This window comes from Clostridium sp. CM027 (genome assembly GCF_024730565.1).
GTDB classification, from domain to species: Bacteria; Bacillota; Clostridia; order Clostridiales; family Clostridiaceae; genus Clostridium_AD; species Clostridium_AD estertheticum_B.
Genome location: NZ_CP077725.1, coordinates 328,803 through 342,421, shown reverse-complemented (window position 1 = coordinate 342,421; position 13,619 = coordinate 328,803). Strand labels below are relative to the sequence as shown.

The following is a 13,619-nucleotide window of genomic DNA, read 5'->3' as shown; positions in this document are numbered from 1 at the left end:
CCTATTTTACCTAAATAGCATTGGCGATATAAATCCTATAATAAAAATTACAACTATACTATAAATAAATACCTTTGTATATTTATCTCTTGTTTTCTTTTTCATAATTCACCTCATATTTTTATTTTTTTCTTTAATATAAATAAAGTATATATTACTACAAATAATTTAACGTAATATATACTTTATTTAACGTGCAAGGATAGACACTATATTCTATACACCAAATTAAAATCCTTCTTTATACTTTGAGGACACATACTCATGTATGGTCATAATAATGCATTTTTCTTCTTTAGATATACTAATACTTCCACGGCTAATGGTAATATCTTGGGATATTTCTATTGAAACTGTTTTTATTTGTTTTTTTATGCCATAAAAAAAACTTTTGCCATTAGCGTAAAGTTTTGAAATGTCTTTTGGATTTATTTTCACTAAAACTTTATTAACGCCCGTGTCACTTTTAAAATTATTCACTATAACATCATATAATAAATCATTATATATACTGCCTTCAACTAATTCTCTAAATGCAGGATGAAATGGTCCTGCAACTAAATCATTGCCTTCTGAGATTTCAACAGTTGGCTGTAATCCTATCCTGATCACATTTATTTGGTTTGCTACCATCATAATGTAAATAATCTTACTTATGTTTACTGCTTCACTTAATGAATAAGGTTTGAATTCTTGCTTTATATACATGCTCTCCATAGGTGTATCTTTAATCACAAGTGCCGGATATATCCGACAAATATCTGGCTTAAGATCAATCGCTCTTTTGGCTGTCTCTATATCTTTATTTATATTATCTCCTGGAAGGCCTATCATTATTTGGTGTCCTAAAACAAAACCATACTGCTTTATAAGTTTTGAAGCATTCACTACATCACTTGCAGTGTGACCTCTTCCAGACTTTAATAACACTTCTTCATCAAGGGATTGTACTCCGAGTTCTATAATATCTACAGAGTATTTTTTTAGATTGCTCAATATTTTATCATTAATATAATCTGGCCTTGTAGATAATCTAATGAATTTTATTTTATTATCATCTTTTAATTTCTTAGCAACAGTTAAAAGTTCTATTTGCTTTTCCATTTTTATAGCTGTGAAAGTTCCTCCAAAAAATGATACCTCAATAATAGCATCATCATTATTTATTGTTTTCAAATATTCATTTACCGTTTGCTCCACATACATTGCATCAACTTTTGTTGATGTTCCTGTTATGCTATTTTGATTACAAAATACACAATCATGTGGGCAACCCTCATGTGGAACGAAAATAGGAATAATGTAATGCAAATTACTCATGTACATCCTCCTGATTCATCATAACCTGTTTTGCTGCATTTTGCTCTGCTTCTTTTTTACTATAACCTTGCCCTGAGCCTTTTACACAATCATTTATTAATAGGCTTACAAAAAATTTTCTCTTGTGTGGTGGCCCTTCAAATTTCACAAGTTCATAGCAAATATTTACTTCCCCATTCTGCTGAAATATTTCCTGAAGCTTAGTCTTATAATCCAAAACTATCTCGTTGCTAATTGCTTTCTCAATGATTTCTTTAAAGTTGTTAAGTATAAATGAATTAGAATATTCTATTCCTTTATCCAAATATACAGCAGCAATTATTGCTTCAACACAATCAGCCAATATTGAAACTCTATTTCTACCACCAGTAATTTCTTCACCTTTGCTCATGTTCATGTACTTTCCAAGTTCCCATACGTTTGCAATATCGCACAGCGAATTTTCGCAAACAATTAGGGACCTAATTTTAGTTAAGTATCCTTCAGGTTTTTCCGTAAAGCGACTGTATAAGTATTCGGATATTACAAGTTGTAATACAGAATCGCCCAAGAACTCAAGCCTTTCATTAAATTCAACCTTCTTTTTCTGATTTGCATAGGAACTGTGGGTTATTGCTGTTTTCAATAACTCTTTATCACTAAAATTCAATTTCAGTTCCTTCTCAAGTTCCTGTAATTTTATATCGTACTTCATAATCATTCCTCCTTTTCGGAAGTTTATTTAAATAATGTTTTCTTCATTCGCAAGATTCTTCAAGTTTATTATTCAATTTACTTAGCCTGACAAATAAAACAATACATTTACTGGTTATCTTAGAAAGATAACTTTTATAGTAAATTCAAAAATAAGTTTGAAAAAGCTAAAGGCCCGCAATACTGCGGGACCTCATGTTACTCTTCTGAGTGAATTTTAATATATTCCACTATATCGCCAACAGTCGCAATTTTCTCAACATCTTCATCCGGAATTTCTATATCGTACTCTTCTTCGAGTGCCATAATTAATTCTACGATATCAAGAGAATCAGCGCCTAAATTATTCATAAAAGATGATTCCATTTTTATTTCTTCTTCATCTATGCTTAATTGCGATGCTATACACGCTCTAATTTTTTCAAACATAATATACTCACCTCCTTACCTTTCTATATTATACCTAACAATTATTACAAGTTCTCATTTATGTTCTTTTCCTGCTGAGATAATTTTTCAATTTCTAATTTTAATTTATCTACAACATTATTTTCATAAAATATTGTAGCTTGTCTAATTGCATTTTTAAAAGCTTTAGAATCTGAACTACCATGAGCTTTTATGCAAATCCCATTTACTCCGAGAAATGCAGCTCCGCCATATTCTTTATAGTCGAAATCCTTTTTAAAGCTTTTAAAAATTGGTTTTAATAGCATTCCTCCAAATTTAGTTCTGAAGGATCCCATTATTCTTGTTTTTAATAAATCAAATACACTAGCAACAACACCTTCATATAGCTTTAAAATTACATTTCCTGTAAACCCATCACAAACTATAACATTGACGTCTCCAGTTGGAATTTCTCTAGCTTCCACATTGCCTACAAAATTTAAATCTGCTTCTTTTAATAGTTTATGAGCTGATTTTGAAAGTTCATTACCCTTTTCTTCTTCAGTTCCTATATTCACAAGACCTACTGATGGATTAGCTATTTTTAAAATGTTTTCAAAATATGTTTTCCCCATAAGTCCAAATTGCACTAAATAATGAGGTTTACATTCTGCATTTGCTCCACAGTCAATTATCATAAAGGGGCCTTTTTTACCTGGCACTATTGGTGCTAGAGCCGGTCTATCTATACCTTTTATTCTTCCTACTATAAGTGTACATCCAGCTAAAAAAGCACCTGTACTTCCAGCTGAAATAATAGCATCTGCCTCTCCATTTTTCACAAGATTCAATGCTTTTACGAGGCTTGAATTCTTTTTGCGTTTAACCGCCATTACAGGATGTTCATTTGTACTAATAACTTCTATAGCATCAACAATTTTTATTTTGTTACAATCATAAGTATACTTCTTTAGTTCTTCGCGAATTAATTGTTCAGGACCAGTTATTACTATATCTATATCATATTCTTTTATAGCTGCGATGCAACCTTCAACCACAGCATTTGGAGAAAAATCTCCACCCATTCCATCTACAACAACTACCATTTTAAACCCTCACTTTAAATGTGCATTATAACAAACAAATAAATACAAATAAATATTTATTTATATTTATTTGTTTGTTTATATTATATACCATAGTGCGCAAATAATTCTAGTATTAATAATACCAGAATACAAATATAATTGTATTTAAAAAATAAAAAGAAAGTCTTTCGACTTTCCTTTTTATTTTTGCTCCATTGAAACAACTTCTCTATTTTTGTAATATCCACAGTTTTTACATACTCTGTGCGAAAGTTTCATATCGTGGCACTGAGGACACTCAACTATTCCTGGTAAACCAAGTTTAAATGTTTGCGCTCTTCGAGAATCTCTTCTACCTTTAGAAAATTTTCTAGCAGGATTTCCCATTGTAACACCTCCTTAATCAGTTAAAAACAGTTCTTTTAGTTTTGCCAACCTTGGATCAACATCGTCAATTGCACATTTACATGCACTATGATTTAGATTGATTCCACAATGATGGCATAACCCTTTGCAATCTTTATTACAAAGTTTTTTTATAGGCAGCATAGAAATGATATTATTTTCCATAATTTCATTTAAATCTAATCTATCATTTTCAATAAAAATAATATCCTCATCTTCACTCTTTAGAGTTTTTGACAATCTTTCATTTAATTCAATATGTATTGAATAAGAAAAAGTCTCAAGACACCTAGAACAAGCAAGTAATAGTTCTGTCTCCATACTTCCAGTTAAATCTATTTCATCATCGATAGATTTTAAAATTAAATGCGTTTTAACTGGTTTAGAAAATTGTACAAATTCATTATCATAGAAAAACTTATCTTTTTCCAAATCTAAATGAAGTTCTTTTCTTTTGTTTTTATTACTAAATAATTCTGAAACGTCTATTACCATATTATCCACTCTGAAAAACTAAATACTATTTAGTTCTAGTTCTTCTCATATAAAGAAAATCTTTATACCTTGTATAAAAAAATATACAGCTCGAGCAAAGCTTCCGCGTCCCTCCTAACTAAATAGTTTTTTACTTACATCAAACACAGTTAATTATATAAACAATACAGTAAAAAGTCAAGAATTATTTATTATAGACATTAGCAATAATTTTATTTTATTAAAGCCTTCGTGTCTCTTGCTATTACTAATTCTTCATTTGTTGGTATAACAAGTATTTTAGTTTTAGAATCTTCTGTACTTATTTCTGCCTCTTTTCCGCGAATCTTATTCTTTGCCTTATCTAAGACTGCTCCCAAGAACTCTAGTCCCTTGCATATATCTTCTCTTGTTTCTGGAGAGTTTTCACCAAGTCCGGCAGTGAATATAATTGCATCTACTCCGCCCATTACTGCAGCATAAGATCCTATAAATTTCTTAACTTTATAGACAAATATATCAAGCGCTAACTGTGCTCTATGATTTCCATCTTTCCATGCAGCATCTTCTATATCTCTAAAGTCACTGCTTACCCCTGATATTCCTAAAACGCCTGATTTTTTATTCATTAAATCATTAGCTTCATCAATTGTTAATTTTAATTCTTGCATTATATATATTATTATAGCTGGGTCTATATTTCCGCATCTAGTTCCCATAGCTATTCCTTCAAGTGGAGTAAATCCCATACTTGTTTCTACTGATTTACCATTTTGCACTGCAGAAATACTTGCTCCATTTCCTAAGTGACAAGTAATTAATTTTAGATCTTTTATGTCTTTACCCATCATTTTTGCAGCTTTATCTGAAACATATTTGTGAGATGTTCCGTGGAATCCATATTTTCTAATACCATGTTTAGTATAAAGGTCATACGGAAGTGGGTATATGTATGCAACTTCTGGCATTGTCTGATGAAACGCGGTATCAAATGTAGCTACCATAGGCGTACTAGACATTAATGCTTTACAAGCATTAATCCCGATTATATTAGCTGGATTATGAAGTGGTGCAAGTTTTGCACATTCTTCTAAGTTCTTCATCACTTCATCATTAATTATAACTGATTCTGCATATTTTTCTCCACCATGAACAATTCTATGTCCCACTGCATCTATTTCTGATAAATCTTTAATAACACCATGATCACAATCTACAAGTGCGCCAATTACTAATCTAATAGCATCTGTATGATCTTTCATAGTCTCTTCAATAATATATTTTTCCCCATTAACCTTTTGCGTTAATTTTGAACCTTCCATTCCTATTCTTTCTATTAATCCGAGTGCTAAACATTCTTCATTTTCCATGTTTATTAATTGATACTTAAGTGATGAACTTCCACAGTTTATGACTAATACTTTCATTAAATTTTCCTCCTAATAATATATATTTAAATTATATGTTTTATATAAGTTTATTTTGAATTTGAGCTTGAACCGCAGTAACTGCAACAACATTAACTATGTCATCCACACTGCATCCTCTTGATAAATCATTTATAGGCTTTGCAAATCCTTGACAAACCGGTCCGATAGCTTTTGCTTTAGCAAATCTTTGCACTAATTTATATCCAATATTTCCAGATTGTATGTCTGGAAATATTAAAACGTTTGCGTTTCCAGCTACAGTACTATTTGGTGCTTTTTGTTTTGCTACACTAGCAACAATCGCTGCATCTAACTGAAGTTCTCCGTCAATTTGTAAATCAGGTCTAGCCTTCTTTGCAATTTCAGTAGCATTTACTACTTTATCAACTAATTCATGCTTTGCACTTCCTCTAGTTGAAAAAGACAACATTGCAACCTTAGGTTCAAAATCGCATAACAATCTTGCATTATCTGCAGTGCTAATAGCTATAGCTGCTAGGTCCTCCGCATTAGGGTTTATATTAACAGCGGAATCTGCAAATAAAAGCAGTCCATCTTCTCCATATTCATCGTGAGGCAATTCCATTATAAAGAAACTTGAAATAATCTTAATTCCTGGTGCAGTTTTAATAATTTGCATTCCAGGCCTAAGTAAATCTCCTGTATAATGTACAGCTCCGGAAACCATTCCATCAGCTTCTCCCATCTTAAGCATCATAGTTCCAAAATACACACAATCTTGCATTGTTTCAGACGCTTTTTCTAGAGTCATTCCTTTATTTTTTCTTATCTCATAAAATTCCTTTGCATAAAAATCAGTTCTTTCAGAAGTTTTTGGGTCTACAATTTCTATACCTTCAATGCTAACTGATAACTTAGCTGCTTTTGCTTGTATTACACTTTTATCTCCTATTAATATTACCTCGGCTAGTGAATTATTTTTGATGATTTCACTAGCTTTTATAGTCCTCTCTTCTTCTCCCTCTGGAAGTACTATTCTTTTTTTATCTGCCTGTGCCAATTTACACATTCTAGCTATAAATGCCATTCTTATTGCCCCTCTCGTTTATTATCAACTTAATATACAATAATAATATACACCCTTTGCCCTATACATTTCAACATAAAACTACAAAATCATTTACATATATTATATTTTAAATATTCTTAATTTTCATCCTTTTTGTCTTTTTTGAAATATATGTACTTTAATTAATTCATTTTATATTATATAATATGTATAAGTTTTAACGACATTTCAGAATATAATTATTGCATTATTTTTAGTGGTTTCTCTTTAGACATAAATTATTAGCTTATATTTATATGAGCTTTCATGAGGTGATTTAATGAATATTTCAGGTATAATTGTTGAATATAATCCATTACATAACGGTCACGTATATCATATTAATAAAACCAAGGAGCTCACAAACTGTGATGCCTTAATTTGTGTTATGAGTGGGAATTTTACTCAACGTGGTATTCCATCAAGTATAGACAAATGGACAAAAACTAAAATGGCATTAAATAACGGAGTAGATTTAGTAATAGAGCTACCAACTATCTACAGCGTATCATCAGCAGATTTTTTTTCCTTTGGCGCTGTAAGTCTTCTAAACAGCCTAGGAGTAGTGGATAATATTTGCTTTGGTAGTGAACATGGAAATATTAATGATTTATATAATATTTCCAATATATTACTTCAAGAACCTATTGAATTTAAATCACTGTTAAAAACTTATTTATCAAAAGGTATCACTTACCCTTTAGCAAGATCTAATGCACTTTATGATTATTTGATGAATTCAAAATTGGACATATCAGACTTATTATTAGATAACTGTTTAAATTCACCTAATAATATACTAGGTATAGAGTATTGCAAAAGCTTAATCAAGTTAAAAAGTTCTATTACACCTTACACATTAAAAAGAGAAGGTGCATCTTATAACAGTGATCTTTTACATAATGAATTTTCAAGCGCGACAGCTATAAGAAAATTTTTGAAAGAAAATGGTTCTTTAATAAAACTTGCAGGTCATATCCCAAGTTCAGTATTAACTGAACTTCAAAACTTATACTCGAAAAATTATGAATTTACATTTGAAGATTCCATGTTCCCGTATATTAAACATAAATCTGCTACATCAAAAAATTCTTTAGTAAATTTACCAGACGTATCTGAGGGTCTTGATAATAGGATTATTAGCTCCTTACAAAATAGTTTAAGTTACTCTAGTGCACTGGCCAATATAAAAAGCAAACGCTACACTTACACTCGCATTAGTAGAATATTATGTCAATATTTTATAGGATTTGATAGCTTTGATACTAAAAAATTAAGATCAATGCCTTGCCCTTATGCTCGAATTTTAGGATTTAACTCAAATGGAAAGTCAATTCTAAAATCTATAAAATCAAACAGTAGCATTCCGCTTTATACTAAAATTCCTAAAAAGTGCAATGACACCATGCAACTAGATACTCAGTCTACAAGGGCTTATAGCATTATAAATAGTAGTATAAGTCATAATAGCGATTATTTGATATCGCCTATAATTATAAAGTAAAAATAAATGCTGCTATCATAAATAGATAGTAGCATTTATTATATTTAAAATTAGTGTTTCCAACACATAAATTTATGAAAATTTAAATATATTTAATACAGTAATACTTAAAAAGGGGTCTAACATTGAAATTACTATTAATTATATTATTAATTTTCATAATATTATTATTATTTGAACTATTTAAAGCTTTGAAGATAAATCTATCAATAACATTAATTTGTTCTCTTTTTATTCTACAAATAATAATAGCTCCTAATATTTGTATCCAGTACACTATCTCTGGTGCAAAATTGTTTTTCAATTCAATTTTTCCTTCTCTTTTTCCATTTTTAGTTGTAATAAATATTATAATAAGCTACGACGGCATTCATATTTATTCTAAATTGTTAGGCAATCTAATTTGTAAACCCTTAAAGCTACCAAAAGAATGTAACTTTGCTCTTTTAGTTAGTTTACTATGTGGTTATCCCCTTGGTGCGAGATACACTTGCGATTTGTACGAAAAAAATATAATTGATTTAAATACCTGTGAACGATTGCTAAATATAGCTTCTAATGCAAGCCCACTTTTTATTATAGGCGCAGTGGGCGCTTCTATGATGTCAAATGCTAAAATTGGTTATATGTTAATACTCTCTAATATTCTCTCTTGCATGTTTATGGGATTTATTATTCCCTCAAAAGATTCTTATTTTAAAATTAAAAATAGAGGTGACAATTTTTCAAGAAACCATCCACCCACCACGAATATTGGCATGATATTGAAAAACAGTATTGAAGATGCCATGAAGAATGCCTTAAATATCGGTGGTTTTATTGTAATATTCTCCGTAATAACAGGATTAATTAAAGACAATGTAATATTTCACATTGCCCTTAATAAGTTTTCTTTAATTATTGGCTGTTCTGGGAATTTTATAGAAGGGTTATTATTAGGAATGTTAGAGATGACTAACGGATGCTATTTAATATCCTCTAGTAATTCAAATCTGTATGTAAAACTTCCAGTTTTGAGTTTTTTAATTGCTTTTAGTGGTTTGTCTATAATTTCTCAAGTTTATAGCTATACCTATAAATATGATGTCTCAATAAAAAAATACATTGCTCGAAAGTTTATTCAAGGCATAATTTCCTCAATTTTAACGCTGATTCTATATTGTATTTTTCTACATACTACATCGGTTTTTACTTTTAATAATGTAAGTATATATAAAGTTAGTAATTTATATTTTTTAATATTAATCATTTTATTTATCCCGATATTACTTATAAATATAGTTAAACTATTTCATACTTCTTAGCTCTTTTACATTATCTCTTATTGAAGTTGTGGTATCCGTAACTTCTCCTTGTAGAGATATTAAAAAATCTTGAACATCGCCCTTAATCTTATGAAGCATTTTCTGACCTTTTAATTCAATCTCTTTATCTAATTGGGATAATATTTCATCCGCATAATCTTTAGCCCCAAGCCTCATAATTTTAGCATCTCTCTGAGCTGATGCTATAATTTCTTCAGCTCGAGTTTGTGCTTCTTTAACTAAGTCTTGCTTTTCAACTCTTCTTCTTATTTTATCAATGGTCTCTTCTTCAAAAATTTCAGCTTGTTTTTTTGAATCAACAAGAATTCTTTCTTTTTCATCACAAATCCACTGAGCCTTTTTAAACTCATCTGGCAAATGACTCATAATTTGATCAATTATATCTAATATTTCTCTTTTATTTACAACCACCTTACCTGTAACAGGTATTTTAGAAGAACTTTCAACAATTTCTTGAAGGTATTCTAAAAGTTTTATAACATCCATATTTCCCCCCTATTTAGAATTAATTTTCCTAATAATATCTGGAATAATTTCCTCAGGTACTAATTCTTCAATACATCCTCCAAGCATTGCAACCTGTTTAACTGAAGAGGAACTTATATAGCTATATTCTGTCTTTGTCATCATGAACACAGTTTCCTTACTTGGATCCAATTTGTTATTCATTGATGCCATTTGAAACTCATATTCAAAATCTAAAACACTTCTGAGTCCCTTCACAATGACACTAGCACCCTCTTGATTCATTAGTTGAACAAGTAAACCACTAAACTTCTTCACGCGTACATTGGGTAAATTTTTAACTACATTTTTTATTTGTTCTATTCTCTCATCTACAGAGAAGAGACATTTTTTCTCAGGGTTAACAAGCACTCCTACGATTAATTCATCATAAACTCTAGACGCCCTCTTAATAATATCCAAATGTCCGTTAGTTATTGGATCAAAACTTCCAGGGCAAATTGCTTTTTTCATCTTATTCCTCCACGTTTTCCTCTGAGGTAGGTAACAATTATAAATTGTTACCCTCATGTATTTTCTTAAGGAACTAATAATTCTTAACTATTAGTTCCTTATATTTGTAAAGCAATACAGTAGTATTACCATATTTTCTTAAATCGGAAAGCTGAATAATAGAATTTCCTTCATATATTTCTTCTGAAGAATCTATTTTACAAACAATCAACCCATCTTCCCTTAAAAGGCTATTTGATGCAATAATCTCAATAGCAGGTGGAATCATGTCTTTAGCATATGGTGGATCTATAAAAATCAAATCAAACACAATCTTTTCATCTGCAAATTGTTGCATGTATTTATATGTGTCACCTTTTAAGCACTTGCATTTATCGTTAAACTTTAAATTATCTACATTCTTTTGTAACATATCAAATGTAGTATCACCCATATCAATTAGATAACATTTCTCAGCTCCCCTACTTGCGGCCTCTAGACCTAAGCTACCAGTACCTGAAAACATATCCACGACTACAGCATTTCGTGTTCTATCCTGGATTATATTAAATATAGCTTCTTTTATTCTATCTAATGTGGGCCTCGTTCCCATCCCTACAGGGGACAACAATTTTCTTCCTCTTGCACTTCCTGAAATAATTCTCATATGTTTATTCCTCCATTTAAGCCAGTTTCGATAATATTTTAACATATATATATAATTTATACAAAGAAATTTTTTCTTTAGTTAAAACAAATGTAGTTAGAACTTTGCTCGATTTTTTCTATTATTGCATCCTTTATTTTAACGTCTTCAACATTCCTACTTTGCATTAACTTTTTTGCTTCACTATTTGCAAGTTTTAAAATATCTATATCTTCAATTAAATCTGATAAAATCAACCCTGATTCACCATGCTGCTTGATGCCAAATAATTCTCCTGCGCCTCTATTTTTTAAATCTTCTTCAGCAATAAAAAAACCGTCATTACTTTTTATAAGTATTTCTAATCTTCTTTTCACTATATTATTTGTAATATTCGCCAGTAGTATACAATATGACTTATGCTTTCCTCTTCCTACTCGTCCCCTAAGTTGATGGAGTTGTGCAAGTCCAAATCTTTCTGAGTTTTCAATTATCATAACTGTAGCGTTTGGTACATTTACTCCAACCTCAATTACTGTAGTTGCAATCAGCGCTTTAATTTCTCCAAGTTTAAATTTATCCATGATTTCATTTTTTTGTTTACTTGGCATTTTACCATATATCATCCCTATTTCTATAGAGTCAAAATATTCTTCTTTTAATTTTTCGTAAAGCTTCTCGACTGAACTTAACTTCATCTCCTCATTTTCTTCCACTAATGGACAAACTATGTAAACTTGCCTCCCCATATTAATCTCGTTTAAAGCAAATTCATACACCTTTTTACTATAGGACATACTTTCATAGCTTGTATCAATTTTCTGCCTGCCTGGAGGCAATTCATCTATAATAGATACGTCTAAATCACCATATAAATATAAAGAGAGTGTCCGGGGAATAGGGGTAGCTGTCATTACAAGAATATCAATGTTTTTACCTTTATTAGAAAATCTATTTCTTTGTGATACTCCAAAACGATGCTGCTCATCAGTAACAATCATTCCTAAGTTTTTAAACTCTACATCATCTTCAATAAGTGCATGAGTTCCAACAATAATATCAATGGTTCCATCTTTTAACTCCTGTTTAATTAATTGTTTATTTTTTGCTGTAACACTTCCGCTTAGTAGTTGTATTTTTAGTGAAAAATTTTTTAATACATTTTGAATTTCTTCATAATGTTGCTTTGCTAAGATTTCAGTTGGTGCCATCATAGATGCCTGATACCCATTTTTCACAACATTAAACATAGTAATTATAGCCACTATAGTTTTACCACTTCCAACATCTCCCTGCACCATTCGATTCATTCCTATATCCTTCTTTTGATCTATTAGAATTTCTCTTACAACTTTACTTTGTGCCTTAGTAAGCTGAAATGGAAGTTGCTCCTTTAAGATTATAAGCTCTGGTGCTATTTTAAATTGAATACCATTATTATGATATTTTATAAACTCTTTTAGCATTAATATTTTTAATGAATAAGTGAATAATTCTTGAAATTTAAGCCTTCTCTTTGATTTATTAAGGAGTTCTAAGCTTTTAGGGCTATGTATATTTCGAGCAGCATTATCTAAAGAACAAAAATCATATTTTTCCACAAGCCATTTAGGCAAATTCTCCGTTATTTCAACATCACATAATACGTCAGATATAATTTTATTAAAAAAATTATTTGTAACATTATTTTTAAGTGGATACTTGGCAATAATGTTATTTGTAGCCATAGACGTATTTTTTACTATCTTAGGATTCATAATTGTGATTTCTTCCCTGAATTTATTAACTTTGCCTGTGATAATATATTTATTTGAAATTTTAAAACTATTTTTTGCATAGGTTTGATTAAACCATTTACCTTTGAATCTATTATCCCCTTGGCAAAAAACTATGGTAGAAAGAGTTTTATTATTTTTTAACCTAACATCTTTTAATATATTTAGCACAGTACACTCTACAATGAGTTTTTCACTTTCCGCGCATTTCAGAATGCTTTTATTCGCAGATACATTCTCATAATCTCGTGGAAAATATAATATCAGATCTAATACGTTAAAAATTCCACACTTATTCAAATTTTCTGCCATTTTAGGTCCAACACCCTTTATATATTTTATATCGCTATGAATATCCACCTATACCACTCCAAAAATAAGATTTTAACGAGATTTTAGAAGGAAAGACTCCCACTTCTATAAGTGGGAGTCGCATACCCTAACAGATAGCAAACTTCAGTGGTGGGAATAACAATTGAGAATTGTTATCTACTCCAGAGGTTTACAAAGGGGTAACTCTCCTTTCGAAGTCGTCAATGCATC

Annotated in this window: 15 protein-coding genes; 2 read left to right on the top strand and 13 right to left on the bottom strand. The window is 30.3% G+C overall.

Features of this window, described 5'->3' with window-relative positions:
- Nucleotides 1–6 precede the first annotated feature (6 nt).
- The 9 genes from KTC92_RS01680 to pta all read right to left on the bottom strand — a co-directional run bounded on the left by KTC92_RS01680 (nt 7) and on the right by pta (nt 6,848).
- On the bottom strand, nt 7–105 hold the full coding sequence (locus KTC92_RS01680) for a DUF4044 domain-containing protein (RefSeq protein ID WP_165414017.1): 99 nt from the start codon (nt 103–105) through the stop codon (nt 7–9).
- Nucleotides 106–228: 123 nt separating this feature from the next.
- On the bottom strand, nt 229–1,320 hold the full coding sequence (locus tag KTC92_RS01675; protein ID WP_216302540.1) for an elongator complex protein 3: 1,092 nt from the start codon (nt 1,318–1,320) through the stop codon (nt 229–231).
- Entirely contained in the window at nt 1,313–2,014 is a 702-nt protein-coding gene (gene rnc, locus KTC92_RS01670; protein ID WP_369811881.1) for a ribonuclease III, read from the bottom strand. The genes KTC92_RS01675 and rnc overlap by 8 nt, the downstream gene beginning before the upstream one ends.
- Before the next feature lie 197 nt (nt 2,015–2,211).
- Nucleotides 2,212–2,445: an acyl carrier protein gene (acpP, locus tag KTC92_RS01665; RefSeq protein ID WP_304518712.1), complete on the bottom strand. Its 234-nt coding sequence runs from the start codon at nt 2,443–2,445 to the stop codon at nt 2,212–2,214.
- A gap of 41 nt (nt 2,446–2,486) precedes the next feature.
- Nucleotides 2,487–3,509: a phosphate acyltransferase PlsX gene (gene plsX / locus KTC92_RS01660; RefSeq protein ID WP_220285907.1), complete on the bottom strand. Its 1,023-nt coding sequence runs from the start codon at nt 3,507–3,509 to the stop codon at nt 2,487–2,489.
- 183 nt (nt 3,510–3,692) lie between these two features.
- Complete coding sequence (gene rpmF / locus KTC92_RS01655) at nt 3,693–3,878, bottom strand: 50S ribosomal protein L32 (RefSeq protein ID WP_165414022.1); 186 nt, start codon at nt 3,876–3,878, stop codon at nt 3,693–3,695.
- Nucleotides 3,879–3,890: 12 nt separating this feature from the next.
- On the bottom strand, nt 3,891–4,391 hold the full coding sequence (locus KTC92_RS01650; RefSeq protein ID WP_165414023.1) for a DUF177 domain-containing protein: 501 nt from the start codon (nt 4,389–4,391) through the stop codon (nt 3,891–3,893).
- A 212-nt stretch (nt 4,392–4,603) separates the two neighbouring features.
- The gene (locus KTC92_RS01645; RefSeq protein WP_165414024.1) at nt 4,604–5,797 is read right to left on the bottom strand and encodes an acetate/propionate family kinase; all 1,194 of its coding nucleotides are present in this window, start codon (nt 5,795–5,797) and stop codon (nt 4,604–4,606) included.
- A 40-nt stretch (nt 5,798–5,837) separates the two neighbouring features.
- Nucleotides 5,838–6,848, bottom strand: a complete 1,011-nt coding sequence (gene pta / locus KTC92_RS01640; protein WP_165414025.1) for a phosphate acetyltransferase — start codon at nt 6,846–6,848, stop codon at nt 5,838–5,840.
- A 301-nt stretch (nt 6,849–7,149) separates the two neighbouring features.
- Here pta and KTC92_RS01635 point away from each other — a divergent pair, with 301 nt between their 5' ends.
- Both KTC92_RS01635 and ylbJ read left to right on the top strand, forming a co-directional pair.
- Entirely contained in the window at nt 7,150–8,373 is a 1,224-nt protein-coding gene (locus tag KTC92_RS01635; protein WP_216302536.1) for a nucleotidyltransferase, read from the top strand.
- Between the two features lie 125 nt (nt 8,374–8,498).
- Nucleotides 8,499–9,677 (top strand): sporulation integral membrane protein YlbJ, encoded by a 1,179-nt coding sequence (ylbJ, locus tag KTC92_RS01630; protein ID WP_216302535.1) that lies wholly within the window; start codon nt 8,499–8,501, stop codon nt 9,675–9,677.
- Here the strand turns inward: ylbJ and KTC92_RS01625 are convergent.
- The 4 genes from KTC92_RS01625 to recG form a co-directional block, all read right to left on the bottom strand.
- On the bottom strand, nt 9,660–10,184 hold the full coding sequence (locus tag KTC92_RS01625; protein ID WP_165413702.1) for an ATPase: 525 nt from the start codon (nt 10,182–10,184) through the stop codon (nt 9,660–9,662). The genes ylbJ and KTC92_RS01625 overlap by 18 nt on opposite strands.
- 9 nt (nt 10,185–10,193) lie before the next feature.
- Entirely contained in the window at nt 10,194–10,676 is a 483-nt protein-coding gene (gene coaD / locus KTC92_RS01620; protein WP_165413701.1) for a pantetheine-phosphate adenylyltransferase, read from the bottom strand.
- Between the two features lie 73 nt (nt 10,677–10,749).
- On the bottom strand, nt 10,750–11,322 hold the full coding sequence (rsmD, locus tag KTC92_RS01615) for a 16S rRNA (guanine(966)-N(2))-methyltransferase RsmD (protein ID WP_216302534.1): 573 nt from the start codon (nt 11,320–11,322) through the stop codon (nt 10,750–10,752).
- Between the two features lie 77 nt (nt 11,323–11,399).
- On the bottom strand, nt 11,400–13,436 hold the full coding sequence (gene recG, locus KTC92_RS01610; RefSeq protein ID WP_216302533.1) for an ATP-dependent DNA helicase RecG: 2,037 nt from the start codon (nt 13,434–13,436) through the stop codon (nt 11,400–11,402).
- Nucleotides 13,437–13,619 lie beyond the last annotated feature (183 nt).